We start from the raw sequence: 14,017 nt of genomic DNA on the forward strand, positions 1-14,017 counted from the left end.
GCTGGCTGACCGTGACGGGTCACCACGGCGTGCCTGTCGCATTCGGCGGCGCGCGCTTTGTTACCGGGGCGTGGGTCTACGCTGACGGTGACTGCGTTCTCGTGACCCCGTCGGAACTCGACTTGTCCAAAGTCACCGGGAGCCCGACACCGGAATTTACGGGATAGCCATCGCCGCGCCGTTGATCGCGATCGACTGGCCGCTGATGTAGAGCGCCTCGGGACCGAGCAGGAAGGCGACGATTCCCACCATGTCCTCGGCCCGCCCGATGCGGCCGAGCGGGATATCGCGGCCCTTGGCGAGCAACTCCTCGCGGGTCATTCCGTTGAGCGGCTGTGCCGTATCCGAGATGCCGGGAAGGATGCAATTCACCCGGATGCCACTCGGTCCCAAAGCCTGCGCATAGGATTTAGTCAGGGCGATCAGGCCGGCCTTGGACGACGCATAATGTGCGCCGCGCGGATCGCCCCGCAGTGCGACCGTCGAGGCGACATTGATGACCACGCCGCGCCTCGCCGCCACCATGGCGGGCGCGCAGAGTTTCGTGAGCAGGAAGGGCGCCGTCAGGTTGATCCGCAGGACCCCCTCCCATTCGTCGAGTTCCATGTCGACGACGAACGACCGAGGAAAGATCGCCGCATTATTGATAAGCGCATAGGGCGTCCCGAGCCGGCCGAGCGTGTCGCGCGCCGCGGTCTCGATCGCCCGGATATCGCTCATATCCACGACAGAGGGAAAGACCTCCGCTCCGCGCTCCCGGCACTCCTCGGCGGTCCTTTCAAGCTTTTGCTCCAGGACATCCCACAGGCAAAGCCTTGCGCCCGTTTCGGCGAGGCGTAGCGCAATGGCGCGCCCAATTCCCTGGGCCGCGCCGGTGACGATAATCAGGTCGCCAGGCTGCAAAGCTTCATCGCTCATGATTGTCTCAGGCCACTATCCTGAGACGACACTAGTGATGGAATGGGCCTTTACGCAACCGGACAGCCAGCTCGGGTGGGAGAGAATTCGGAGATATTGCGCGGCGGCTTCAGAAGTGCCGACGCCGCCTGGTCGCGGGCGCGATGCCTATCTCGGATGTCACGGCAAGCAATGACAGGGCACGTGGCTTTTCGGGCTATTCGACACTCCTTCCTTCAGTGCGATGGCCGGCGGTACGACGGTCCGCGTCTGCCGCGGCGCCTACCGTAGTTGACGAACTCCGTCCGAGTTGCAGGACGTCTCCCGGCCACAAGGTCTCGAATAACGAGGTTCTGGTCGAATCGAGGTGCTCCACGCCGGATGCAGTGCGTCGAACGATCCGGAAGCGAATTGCCGCGTTGCCGGAACCGCCATTGGAGACGTCGATCTGCTCGAAGTTCAAGCGGCCCAACGTCGCCTGCGTGATCCGCTCCTCCATAATCTGGCTCTGCACGGACTTGATTAGCTGCTCCCGCTTGATCTTTTCATCGAACTCACCGCGTGTCTTCTGATGGTGAAGCTCAATCAATTTTCGCTCGAGCTGCGCGATCGTCGATCGGATCTCATGCCAGCGCTCCCGAACGGTGTTCAGTTCGCTTTGCGCCACGTGAAAATTCGTCTCGGTGACGACGCCGCTTGTACGCATGTTGCTCAGGGTCTGAACGTATTCGCTCTTCCCCTTTAGGTAGATCTCGATCTGAGCTGTTCTTTCGCGCAACGCCCGCAGCTCTTTCCTCGATGCTTGGTCTATAGCGTCAATTGCTTCCTCCTCGTTGCTGAGGCGATGCAATTCAAGCGTGCGCATCTGTTCTTCCTTGGCGATCATGCGCGAGCCGGCGGATTCTCCGACCAGGTCGATCAACTGCTGCGATGGTGTTGGTCTATTGCCGTCGCGCTCGGCCACTAGAACATCTCTGGACGCCAATAATCGTGCCAGCCGCTCCCTGGATTTTTGTATCCGCTCGTGCTCTCGCGTCATCTCGAAGCGGCTCCATTGATCGTTTGAGGTGCCATCGGCCCCCCCGGCGAGCGCAATAGCGTGGAGGACTGTCATCCCCGGAACGTATTTGAAGGTGCCGGGCCTTGCCACCGGACCAGTCACATAGATCGGCTCGCGCTCCAGAATCTGAACGATCAATTTGATCGGACTTCCGAATAAGTCCGAGATGGCTGCCTCTACCGAACGGGCAAACGCGGCCTGCGTATGACCGGCGACCAGAACATCACCGACGAACGGAAGAAAGATCCGCCCGTCATTCTGTATCACGTACTCGCCAGACAGTTCGGGATGCTCGATGAGACTGGACAACAGGTTCTTACGCCCCGGATCTGACCGCAGAGTTTCGAAAAATGTAATCTTGAGCCGATCGCCCACGGTGAACGCCGGCGCGTTGTTGGTATTGGGAGTGCTTTCGGCCTCGACGACTGCGGGCGCCAGCGCAGCGGTCTGCGCGCGTGCCGGGATGGTCGTAGCGGAAGTCGCTGCGATAAGCAGATAAAGCAATTCCTTGCGGCTAAATAAGTGTCCAGCCGGGCTCATGATGTCTTCACTCCCGTTTGCAGGTCTTGCGATGCCGGCAATGCCACGCTCCCTGTTCGAACCAGCTTGCCCCAACCAACCAGCCGTCCTTTGATCGCCGCCAGTAATGCCCGGGTAGCGACCACGTACAGAAGCTGGCGATAGCAAAATCTCTGCAGGAAAATGAGCGGGAGCAGCCGCCAGCTCCTTCGCTCATGACTCAAGGCGATGCCGACCGCAGCGGCAATCGCATCTACCGTCTGGAAGAAAACCCAGTATTTGGCGAGGAGGACGGACGTCTCGTTTTCCGCATCGATCAGGGCGCCGGCCACGGCGATAACGAGAAGGATATCCATAATGGGCGCGAGCAGCGTGAAGCCAAACTGGAATACGAACACGTTCGGAATGACAACAAGAGTGACCCCGTGGCCGCGGCCGCGGCGCCTTGCATGCTTCCAAGCGACCTGAAGGGTTCCGAACATCCAGCGGAACCGCTGCTTCATGAACGAACGCACGGTTTCAGGCGCCTCTGTCAACGCACGTGCCCGTGGTTCACCAACAACCCGCCAGCCATTGCGCTCGATCGAAAGCGTAAGGTCTGCATCCTCGGCAAGAGTGTCTTTCGAATATCCCTGTGCTTCAATCAAGGCGCTGCGCCGCCATGCTCCGATGGCGCCTGGAATGACCCCGATTGCGTTGACCAGTTCAAACGCTCTGCGATCCAGATTCTGGCTGGTGATGTATTCAAGCGCCTGGAATCGCGTTATCAGGTTCGTTTGATTTCCTACAATAACGTTTCCTGCGACCGCTCCGATCGTCGGATCGCGAAAATGCGTTACGAGATGATCGATGGCATCCGGTGTAAGGATCGTATCGCCATCGATCGCCACGATGATGTCGGCGTCCGTCATATCGATGCCAAAATTGAGGGCGGATGCCTTCCCGCCATTGTCTTTGCGATGGACCAGAACCCTCGGATCGTGACCATAGGCCTCGCGTACGACGTCCGACGTTCGATCGCGCGAGCCGTCGTCAACAACTAGGATCTGAAGCCGATCGGCACATGTCGACGACAGCAATGCCGAGACCGTTTTGCATATCACTTCTTCTTCATTGTAGGCAGGAACCAAAACGGCAATCTTGTCGGGATGCCATTGAACGCGCCGACCGGATGTCCTGCGTGCCTGGACTAGCGCGGCAATGATGATCAGCAAGATGCGCAGGATGCCTAGAAGCGCCGCCGCAATTGCGACGGTCGGGATAGCTTCGCTGAGCCTAAGCAGAAAGCCAGCTGATTTTACCCTGATCAACGCCTCGGCGCGCTCGGTCGACGAGTCTGGAACGACTGGTGACATGATGTCGCTGCGTGACTTCCCGATCAACTCGTGAGTCGTCACAAAACGGAAGCCCTTGGCCTGCAACTCATCGATGACGATGGGCAGGGCATCGATGGTGCGTTGCCGATCACCGCCCGCGTCGTGGAACAAGAGTACCCGCGCGCCACTCTGTACCCGAGCGAGCGTTTCGGCGACGATTTGGTCTCTTTGAAAGAAGTAATCGAAGCTGTTCGCATCAAAGGCGGCGAAGACGTAACCGAGCTCTGCTGCAATCCTCACCAGATCCACGGCATTATCGAGTTGCGAATAGTTGCTCCCGGTATATGGCGGACGAAAGAGAACGCACTTGATGCCAAGCGTTCCCTCGAATACGCGCTGAGTGCCGTTCAGCTCGGATCTGATCCGTGCAAGGCTGGCGCCTGAATGCATTTCTGCGTGGGACCAGCTGTGGTGCCCGAGGTCGTGCCCTTCGTCGTAAATGCGCCGGAGCAAATCCGGGTACGTTAATGCGTTAACGCCAACGACATAGAATGTCGCCTTGGCGGATCTTTGTGCGAGGATGTCAAGGATTTTCGGCGTGTAGTTCGGGTCCGGGCCGTCGTCGAACGTGATGGCTATCGTGTCGGGTTCGGCGGGGTGCCACTCGGTCAGGACTGCTTGTCGTGGAAACGTGACGATCGATTGATTGACCGCGAGCGATAGGCCCGGATTGTACGAGATCTGCCGTTCGCCGGCGTTACCCGGCTGAACCCCTAGGGCAACTGCATTTGCCCGTGTAAACGAATCATACCCAGGCGCCATGCTAATGATGTCCGCGAGTGCCCTTTCGTCCGGCAGCCTGCCACGTCCGGCCGAAGCCCAGACGCCCCTGTCTTCAAGCCCAAGCCGCCAGATAGCGATGCCGCTCGGCTGAGTGGCCAGTGCCGCCCTCAAATGGTTGAAGGCGGTTACAGCGTCGAGATACCAAACGTGATGGTGGGTGCCCGTTTCGTCACGATAGGTGAAACCCGGATTGAGGCTGCCGGGATCAAAGACCGGCTTCGTGTTCGTTCGGGAAGCAAGGTCCCAAGCCGCCTGGTTGGAAATCAGGCGCTTGCCGCCCCATTCATCCCAGTCGTATCCGAGCGAAGCGACTACGACGACCAGCTTACTTCGGTCGATGCCCGCGGATTGCGATTTGAGGCGAGCCTCGAAACGGTTTTGGGCAGCGATCGGTGTTTGTTGGGTACTGTCATCATCATGAAGCTTGAGCAGGACATAGTCGCACGGGCGGGTTAGGGCCTTGATGCGTTGAGCCGTTTCATCGTCAGGCAGCATGAACAATAGCTGCCGTCCATCAGCACGAAGGGCGTGACCCAACTCTTCCAGAAAAGCGACAAGTGTACGATGAGCGGATCTCGGAAGGTGACCCAGGGAAACGGTCAAGCCGCTGAAGTTATTGTCTTTTAAGTAGCGCGTGATTGCATCGATCAACCGCTTTCGCCCGGTCGGGTCGACCAGGAGTTCGACGAGGTCTCCACCCCTCATCGTGGTCGAAAGCTCAGGATAGATTTTGATATGCGGTGCATGCTGACGCAGCCATATCTGTACCGTGCGAGCCTTCCGTTCGGCCTTTAGCATGTCGACTCCGTCGGGCCTCGCGATTTCAAGCCAATCGGGGATGATAGCGTCAATCTGATTGGCGTGTTGCTGAAGCGAGGCGAAACTCCCGACGTCGGCATGGTCCAGAAATGCGAATCGGAGTGCGTGAACGGCTTGCTGCGGGATGTACCGATTGTGCACGCTATTAACCGCCAGGACCAATGAGGGTCTGTTCGCATCCTCAGGGCTGGATGGAGCGGATTGCAGCGTCGGGCCGCCTGCGGAAAGTGGTGGCAAGGCGGGCGTCAAAATTAGTCCGCGCGCGACAAGAAGAATCCCGATCGCGGCGGATATACCGACAGCGGCGAGGAAAAGGTTGGTGCAAAAGGCTCTGTTACCCCGCTTGTCCAGAAAAACGGGATGCTGTTCGCGGTCTCCTCTCGTTAGCTCCGACATCGTCGCGCTCCTGCGTGGCGGATGGGAGTAAGCAATCGTTGAATGATGCTCTCAGAGACGGGCAGAATTGACCATGCATTCCTAAGACGTAAGCGCCGTTAGCGGCCTAAGCCTTAAGAGGTACTCCTTTGTAGAAAATGCAGCTTTGCCGATTGAAAAGGCGAGGTAGCGTCTGGTTTGGCTGCAGGCGAGGGTCACTATGTCCCGCATTATTCTCGCGTTACTCTGTCTGACGACAGTGTCTGGCTGGTCAACTGCGCAAGGGGCCTCATCCGCCAGCCATGCCCCTCGCATCGTTGGGTACTACGCGTCGTGGGCCGCGTACGGCGGATACACCCCGGCGCAAATTCCGGGCGAGTTGCTCACGCACGTCATTTATGCGTTCGCGAACATTTCGGGCGACGGCGAAGCCATTCTGGGTGACGCATGCCAGGATGTCGGATCCTGCAATGGGCAGATCGGCGCCGCGTTGCAGCCCGGAAGCAGTTTCGCGCAGATGCGCGAGTTGAAGAAGCGCTACCCTCATCTTCGGGTTTTGGTGGCCGTTGGTGGATGGAACTGGTCTGGAAAGTTTTCCGACGTTGCGCTGACGCCAGATTCCCGTAGCAAGTTCGTGACGTCCGCTTTGACGCTCTTTCTTGATCGCTGGCCCGGGCTGTTCGATGGGTTCGATCTGGATTGGGAGTATCCGTTCGTCGGCGGTCGTCCTGAAAACAAGTATCGACCGGACGATTGGCAGAACTACGCGCTTCTGCTTGCGGAGTTCAGACGGCAACTCGACGCGCGTGGCACGGAGGTGTCCCGTCGCTATCTGCTTACGATCGCCGCTCCAGCGTCCGTCAGACAGGCAATTGAGAAGTTGGTCTGGACGCAGATCAGTAATGTGGTCGATTGGATCAACCTGATGACATACGACTACAATACGGGAGGACGTCTTGCGAATTTCAACGCTCCTCTCTTTGCCGTTGCCAATGACCCAGCACCTGGCATGAATGTGCATGCGACAGTCGAGCGATATCTGGCGGCAGGCGTGCCACGTGAAAAGATTATGATGGGACTGCCATTCTTCGGGCACGGATACAGCGGAGTAAAAAGCGAGAGCGCCGGACTGTTCCAGAGCGCCGAACCAGATCTGTCGAACAAGCAATGGGGCGTCGGAACGGTCTCATTTCGCGAGCTGCGCAGTGCGACGGCAAGGAGGTTCAAGCGCTTCTGGCACCCCGAGGCACAGGTGCCTTGGCTCTTCAATGATGAGAAGCGTGTCTGGATCAGCTATGACGATTCCGAATCCATCACAAGGAAGCTGGACTATGTTCGCAGCCAAGGTCTTGGTGGCGTCATGATCTGGGAGCTGAGTGGCGACGACGGATCGTTGCTGCCCGCGATTCATCGGCAGTTACGCACCAGATAAGGATGTCCGGCGGCCGTCCGCATTCACGCCCGCAAATCCGGTGCTGCATCGCGGGACGGCCGCAAATGCGTCGGCCGCCACAACGATGATCCTTCCGCGATGAGCTCTCACGCTCTGTGCCGGCATTCTGAAGCGGCCGAATCGGCTTGCTTTTCGGTGTGTTCGTGAACCACACGCAATACCCGTGGTTTCGAAATGCTGCTCTGAATGTGTGCCCGAGCATGATCAGGAGTTTTCGGGATTGCAGCCGCCGTGATTGCCATGGCTCGAACCGGGACTTTCTCCATTGCCGCAGTCTTGCGCCCTCGCTCGGCCCCTCAGCGGACGAGGGAATGCCCTGCTGTGGGCGAACATTCAGGTTTGTGTTACGTTGCCACGTCCGTGAATGGAGATGGATATGTTCGAGGGCTTCGACGCGCTCCTGCTGGCTCGTATCCAGTTTGCCTTCACCGTTTCCTTTCACTTTATCTTTCCGGCGTTCAGCATTGGCCTGGCGAGCTACCTCGCAGTGCTCGAAGGTCTTTGGCTCTGGACGGGGCGATCGGTCTTCCTCGATCTGTTCCGCTACTGGATCAAGATCTTCGCGCTGTCCTTCGCGATGGGCGTGGTGTCCGGCATTGTGCTCACGTACCAGTTCGGAACGAACTGGTCCGCGTTCTCCGATCGCGTCGGCCCGGTTATCGGGCCGTTGATGGCGTATGAGGTGTTGACGGCGTTTTTCCTGGAAGCGGGGTTCCTCGGGATCATGCTTTTCGGCATGAACCGCGTCGGCAAGGGTCTCCACTTCACTGCCACGCTGGCGGTCGCTTTCGGCACATTTCTGTCGGCGTTCTGGATCCTCGCGGCCAATTCCTGGATGCAGACGCCGGCCGGCCATTCGATCAGCGATGCGGGACAATTCGTACCGGCGGACTGGTGGCAGATCATCTTCAATCCGTCCTTTCCGTTCCGGCTCGTTCATACCGTACTGGGCGCCTATCTCACGACGGCGCTGGTCGTCGGGGCAGTGGGCGCCTGGCATCTCCTGCGCGACAGGACCAATCCGGGCGCTAGGGTGATGTTCTCGATGGCGATGGGAATGGTGATCGTCGTTGCACCGATCCAGGCCTTCGTCGGTGACGCCCATGGTCTCAACACGCTTGAGCATCAACCGACAAAGATCATGGCCGTCGAGGCGCATTTCGACAGCTATCCCGACGGGGCGCCCTTGTTCCTGTTCGGTCTTCCCGACCAGGAGACGGCGACGGTGAAATATTCGCTGGCCATTCCAAAGCTCGGCTCGCTCATCCTGCATCACAGCTTTTCCGCTCCTACGAAGGGATTGAAAACAGTCCCGCGCAAGGAGTGGCCGCCGGTCGCCATCGTGTTCTGGTCGTTTCGCATCATGGTTGGCCTCGGGTTGTTGATGATCGCACTGGGCGCGTTCGCGCTGTACGCGCGCATACGTCAGCGCCTTTACGAATGGCGGCCGCTGCACCGCTTCGCGCTTGCCATGGGACCCGCGGGTTTCGTGGCCGTCATCGCTGGCTGGGTGACTACTGAAGTCGGGCGGCAGCCCTACACGGTGTACGGGCTTCTTCGAACGGCTGACTCCGCGTCGCCACTCGATGCGCCGGCAGTCGCCACCTCGTTGGTCGCATTCATCGTGGTCTATTTCACCGTCTTTTCCGTCGGGACCTGGTACATCTTGCGCCTGATGAGCCACGCGCCGGCCATCGCCGAGCCCGGACTGGAAGAAGGCGACCTGCCGATCAGAAGCGCAGGCATAACGCCGGCATCCGCGATTGATCCTGACCGCGCCATAGGGACCAAAGGGGTGTGACCATGGATCTTCCGATACTCTGGGCATTCATCCTTGCGATCGCAATCTTCATTTACGTCGTGCTGGACGGGTTCGATCTGGGAATAGGGATTTTGTTTCCAGTTCTGCCGCGCGGCCGCCATCGCGATCAGGCGATGAACTCGGTGGCGCCGGTATGGGACGGCAACGAGACCTGGCTGGTCATGGGCGGCGGCGGACTGATGGCTGCGTTTCCGCTGGCCTATGCCATCATCATGCCCGCGCTCTACGCACCCATTATTGCGATGCTGCTGGCGCTGATCTTTCGCGGCGTCGCATTTGAGTTCCGTTGGCGCGATCCGGGTCACCAGAAATTCTGGGACGTTTCGTTCGCGGGCGGTTCGATGCTTGCGGCGTTCGCACAGGGTGTCGCACTGGGAGCGCTGCTGCAGGGCATCGCCGTCACAGGACGCGCATATTCCGGCGGCTGGTGGGACTGGCTGTCTCCCTTCAGCATTCTGACCGGTGTCAGTCTCGTCATTGGATATGCGCTGCTTGGTTCGACCTGGCTGATCATGAAAACCGAAGGGGCGCTGCAGGAGCAGGCCTATCGGTTTGCGTGGATCGCCGGGATCGCAACAGTCGCCTGCATAGCGGCGGTCAGTCTCGCCACGCCATTTCTTCAGGAGGCGTATTACGAAAACTGGTTCGCCTGGCCGAATGTGCTGTTCACAGCTCAGGTGCCCCTGCTAGTTGCAATCGTGACGCTGACGCTCGCCCTCAGCCTGAGACGGCGATACGAACGTCTGCCCTTCCTCTCGGCCCTGGCATTGTTTGCGCTGAGCATGGCGGGCCTAGGCGTCAGCATCTTCCCGAACATCGTTCCGGGCCGGATCACGATTCATGAGGCGGCTGCACCAACGTCGAGTCTCCTGTTCATGCTGGTGGGAGCCGGCATTCTGATCCCGGTCATCCTCTCTTACACCTGCTATTCCTACTGGATCTTCAGAGGCAAGGTCGCCCGCGAGGGCTACCATTAAATGGCCGAACCGCCGCCGCTCCGGATCCGGCTGCTCTGGTTCGTCGCACTGTGGCTGGCCGGCGTTGCGACCGTCGTTGCGGTCAGCTACGGAATCCGCTTCTGGCTCGTTTGAAAAAAGGCCGTCGATTGCCGGCTGCCCGCTACCATCATCAGTCGGGCAAAGCGATCGGACGCATCGCCGTGCTCTTGGCGAATATCTCGACAAGCCAGTCCACCAGGATGCGCAGTTTTGCGCTGAGGTGTCTGTTGGGCGGGTAGACGACGTGAAGCGGCATGATCTCGCCGGCCCATTTTCGCAGGATCGGTTGCAATCGCCGCTCCAGGATATGCTCCTGAACCATGAAAAGTGGAACCTGGATCACGCCGAGCCCCGCCAGTCCCGCCGCAACATATGCGGTGCCGTCATTGAAGGACGCAATGTAGCGGCCGGTTACTTGGACCGTGTCTCCATTCAGCCGGAACGTCATGGGCCATCGCTGGCCGGTGTGAGGACTGAAGTATCCGACCAGATAATGGTCTTTCTCGAGATCGGACGGTGACTGAGGCTCGCCATGGCGTTCCAGATAGGACGGTGCTGCGCAGGTGATGAACTGCAGCTCCGCAATCCGGCGCGCGATCAACGACTGGTCGGTGATTTCGCCGCCGCGAACGACGCAATCGACGTTCTCCGCAATGAGATTGACCGGCCGGTCGGTGACGCCGATGTCGAGCTGAATGTCGGGATAGCGCGCATGAAACTCCGGCAGCGCCGGAATGATAATGCGCATTGCAAGCGTTGCGCTGACGTCGATGCGGATGCGGCCTTTCGGCATTGCCTGCGAGGTCGTCATGCTGCCGTCGAGTTCGTCGAGGTCGGAGAGCAGGCGAACCGCGCGCTCGTAATAAGCGGCCCCGTCCGCTGTCACGGTGACGCGCCTGGTGGTCCGGTTGAGAAGGCGGGTCCGCAGATGCGCCTCCAGCATCTGGATCAGCTTGGTCAGCGTCGCCTTCGGCATGCCGAGCGATTCCGAGGCGCGGGTGAACGTCCCGGCCTCCACCACCCGCGCAAATGCCCGCATGGCCGCGAGCTGATCGTAACGGGGAGATACGTCCTGGTGCACGGTCATGGGCGATATTGTTCCCATATAGAAACAGTGAAGCCATAATATCGGTATTTATACAAAGAAACGAGCATATACGTTACGCTGCATCGCAATATCTAAGCGGCCTGGCCGCAATGACAATGCAGCCCGCAATGACCACCACGCGTCCGCAAGTGATCTGGAGCGATCAGACCGTCCCCGTGCGGGGCGGTGCCCTGGCCGGGGTCCGGATCTATCGGCCGGCGAACGTCAAGCCGGTGGCGCCGGCAGTGCTGCACTTGCATGGTGGCTCTTTCATTTACGGCAACCTCGAAGCCGGTCGCGCCGCTGCAACGCTGCTCGCTGAAGCTGGCGCGATTGTTACGTCGATTGACTATCCGCTGGCGCCGGAACACCGCTTCCCGAAGGCGCTCGACACTGCCTTTGACGTGCTCTCGGTTCTCTCGCGCGGCAAGGCTGCCTGGTCTCCGAAGAGGGCGCCGCTGTATGTCGCTGGCGAGGAAGCCGGCGGCAATCTCGCCGCAGGGCTTGCGCTCATGGCGCGCGACCAGAAGTCGCCGTCGCTCGCAGGGCAAATCCTGCTTTCGCCGATGCTGGATTCCCGTCTTGCAACCTGCTCGGTCCGCGAGGCGAAGGCCGGCGCTGGCGGCTGCCAATGGGCGGACGGCTGGCATCATTATCTCGGCACGGCTGTGCATGCAGTGCATCCTTACGCATCGCCGGTTGTCTCCTCGCGGCTTTCGGGTCTCGCCCCCGCGCTGTTGATCACTGCGGAAGACGATCTTCTGCGCGATGAAACCTCGGCCTATGCCCGCAAGCTGCGGGATTCGGGTGTCCCGATCCGAGAAGATTTTCTAAAGGCCCCGACCGGTTGGCCCTGCGCTCTCTATCGCAATGCAGATCCGGACGCCGCGTGGCGCGATGCGCTGCGTGATGCCTTCACCTCTTTCTTCGCAGAGACGACTGGCAAAAAGCGCCTGTTGGAGCCGTCTTCCTTCGTTCGTTAACCCGTTCGGGCCTGAAAGCCCTTTGGAGTCCACCATGGTCCAATCGTTCGTTCGTCGCAGGTTGCTTCTCGGCGGTGTAGCTGCGCTGGCGCTTGTCGCAGTGACCGGCGCGGTCGTCACATTCTCCGACAATGCTTCGGGACAGCAGGCCGCCGCCAAGTCGGCGCCGGCCCTGCCGGTCTCTGTTTCGCTTGTCGAGCAGCGGAACGTGGCATTGTGGGATGAATTTTCCGGGCGGCTCGAAGCCATCGAGCGCGTCGAGGTCCGCTCGCGCGTTGCAGGCGCCGTGCAATCGGTCCATTTCCGTGAAGGCGCGCTGGTGAAGCAGAACGATCTGCTCGTCACTATCGATCCGGATCCTTATGCCGCCGAAGTCGCGCGCGCCGAAGCCCAGGTTGCTGCCGCTCAGGCGCGCGTTCTCCTCACCAAGAGCGAGATGGATCGCGGCCAGCAGCTTTCGGGTACGCAGATCATTTCGCAGCGTGACCTCGACCAGCGCATGAATGCGCATCGGGAAGCAGAGGCCAATCTGCGCGCCGCACAAGCCGCTCTGAAATCGGCGAAGCTGAACCTCGAATATACTCAGGTGCGTGCGCCGGTGTCCGGTCGCGTCGGCAGGCTCGAGGTCACGGTCGGTAATCTGGTCGCGGCCGGTCCGACGTCTCCGGTCCTGACCACGCTGGTTTCGGTCGATCCGATCTATGCAAGCTTCAATGCCGACGAGCAGGTGGTCGCACGCGCGATCGAATCGATCGGCAGCGATGGCCGTGGAAACAGCGAGATCGCACGCATCCCGGTCGAGATGTCGACCGTGACAAGCAACGGCACGAGCTTCAAGGGGCACCTGCAACTCATCGACAATCACGTGGATGCTCGCACCGGCACGGTGCGCGTGCGTGCGGTCTTCGACAATCCGGACGGCAAGCTGATTCCCGGTCAGTTCGCGCGGCTGCGCATGGGACAGGCCAAGAACGAGCCTGCGCTCGCGGTCTCCGAACGCGCCATTGGCACCGACCAGGACAAGAAATACGTGCTCGTGGTCGATGCCGACAACAAGACAGCTTACCGCGAAGTCACGCTTGGGCCATCGGTCGAAGGCCTTCGGATTGTGACCAACGGCCTGAAATCCGGCGAACGCATTGTGGTCAACGGCCTGCAGCGCGTTCGGCCGGGCGCGGTGGTCGAGCCGCAGATGGTTTCGATGGACCTGCCGTCAACGTCCAGGAACTGATGAGCATTTAACCGGTATTCCCGCCGCGCCGGGCGCGGGGGAGGGGTGACATGAACATTTCCCGTTTCTTTATCGATCGGCCGATTTTTGCCGGCGTCCTCTCGATTCTGATCTTTCTGGCCGGCCTGCTGGCGCTGCGGGTGATGCCGATTTCGGAATATCCAGAGGTCGCACCGCCTTCGGTCGTCGTGCGCGCCCAATATCCGGGCGCCAATCCGAAGGTGATCGCGGAGACGGTGGCTACTCCGATCGAGGAACAGATCAACGGCGTCGAGGGCATGCTCTACATGAGCAGCCAGGCCACGACCGATGGCGTGATGACGCTGACCGTCACGTTCAAGCTCGGCACCGATCCCGACAAGGCGACGCAACTCGTCCAGAACCGGGTCAATCAGGCCGAGCCGCGTCTGCCGGAAGAAGTGCGACGCCTGGGCGTCACGACGGTCAAGTCCTCGCCCGATCTCACGATGGTGGTCCACCTGCTGTCGCCGAACGACCGCTACGACATGACCTATCTGCGCAACTACGCGATCCTGAATGTGAGGGATCGTCTGGCGCGCATCGATGGCGTCGGTCAGGTGTTGATGTGGGGCGCCGGTGACTATTCCATGCGG

General features: G+C 60.1%; 11 protein-coding genes. 7 read left to right on the plus strand and 4 right to left on the minus strand.

Translation table 11 applies throughout. The annotated features are described in order from the left end of the window. Positions 1–156: 156 nt before the first annotated feature. The 3 genes from VNZ93_RS13130 to VNZ93_RS13140 all read right to left on the minus strand — a co-directional run bounded on the left by VNZ93_RS13130 (position 157) and on the right by VNZ93_RS13140 (position 5,850). On the minus strand, positions 157–918 hold the full coding sequence (locus tag VNZ93_RS13130; RefSeq protein ID WP_325705503.1) for an SDR family NAD(P)-dependent oxidoreductase: 762 nt from the start codon (positions 916–918) through the stop codon (positions 157–159). A gap of 196 nt (positions 919–1,114) precedes the next feature. Continuing rightward, positions 1,115–2,497, minus strand: a complete 1,383-nt coding sequence (locus tag VNZ93_RS13135) for a polysaccharide biosynthesis/export family protein (protein ID WP_325705506.1) — start codon at positions 2,495–2,497, stop codon at positions 1,115–1,117. Next, complete coding sequence (locus VNZ93_RS13140) at positions 2,494–5,850, minus strand: glycosyltransferase (protein WP_325705509.1); 3,357 nt, start codon at positions 5,848–5,850, stop codon at positions 2,494–2,496. The genes VNZ93_RS13135 and VNZ93_RS13140 overlap by 4 nt, the downstream gene beginning before the upstream one ends. A 199-nt stretch (positions 5,851–6,049) precedes the next feature. On the opposite strand from VNZ93_RS13140, the gene VNZ93_RS13145 reads away from it, so the two are divergent. The 4 genes from VNZ93_RS13145 to VNZ93_RS13160 all read left to right on the plus strand — a co-directional run bounded on the left by VNZ93_RS13145 (position 6,050) and on the right by VNZ93_RS13160 (position 10,195). Then, on the plus strand, positions 6,050–7,261 hold the full coding sequence (locus tag VNZ93_RS13145; protein ID WP_325705511.1) for a glycoside hydrolase family 18 protein: 1,212 nt from the start codon (positions 6,050–6,052) through the stop codon (positions 7,259–7,261). 397 nt (positions 7,262–7,658) lie between these two features. Beyond that, positions 7,659–9,083: a cytochrome ubiquinol oxidase subunit I gene (locus VNZ93_RS13150; RefSeq protein ID WP_325705515.1), complete on the plus strand. Its 1,425-nt coding sequence runs from the start codon at positions 7,659–7,661 to the stop codon at positions 9,081–9,083. 2 nt (positions 9,084–9,085) lie between these two features. Further along, positions 9,086–10,081 (plus strand): cytochrome d ubiquinol oxidase subunit II, encoded by a 996-nt coding sequence (cydB, locus tag VNZ93_RS13155; RefSeq protein ID WP_325705518.1) that lies wholly within the window; start codon positions 9,086–9,088, stop codon positions 10,079–10,081. Then, entirely contained in the window at positions 10,082–10,195 is a 114-nt protein-coding gene (locus VNZ93_RS13160; protein WP_325705520.1) for a DUF2474 domain-containing protein, read from the plus strand. Positions 10,196–10,232: 37 nt separating this feature from the next. On the opposite strand, the gene VNZ93_RS13165 is transcribed toward VNZ93_RS13160, so the two are convergent. Further along, on the minus strand, positions 10,233–11,189 hold the full coding sequence (locus VNZ93_RS13165; protein WP_325705523.1) for a LysR family transcriptional regulator: 957 nt from the start codon (positions 11,187–11,189) through the stop codon (positions 10,233–10,235). Between the two features lie 128 nt (positions 11,190–11,317). On the opposite strand from VNZ93_RS13165, the gene VNZ93_RS13170 reads away from it, so the two are divergent. The 3 genes from VNZ93_RS13170 to VNZ93_RS13180 all read left to right on the plus strand — a co-directional run. After that, complete coding sequence (locus VNZ93_RS13170) at positions 11,318–12,172, plus strand: alpha/beta hydrolase (RefSeq protein ID WP_325705526.1); 855 nt, start codon at positions 11,318–11,320, stop codon at positions 12,170–12,172. A gap of 34 nt (positions 12,173–12,206) precedes the next feature. Then, complete coding sequence (locus VNZ93_RS13175) at positions 12,207–13,403, plus strand: efflux RND transporter periplasmic adaptor subunit (RefSeq protein WP_325705529.1); 1,197 nt, start codon at positions 12,207–12,209, stop codon at positions 13,401–13,403. Positions 13,404–13,453: 50 nt separating this feature from the next. Beyond that, a partial coding sequence (locus tag VNZ93_RS13180) for an efflux RND transporter permease subunit (RefSeq protein ID WP_325705533.1) occupies positions 13,454–14,017 on the plus strand: 564 nt, incomplete at its 3' end.

It is taken from the genome of Pseudorhodoplanes sp. (genome assembly GCF_035565795.1).
Taxonomy (GTDB): domain Bacteria; phylum Pseudomonadota; class Alphaproteobacteria; order Rhizobiales; family Xanthobacteraceae; genus Pseudorhodoplanes.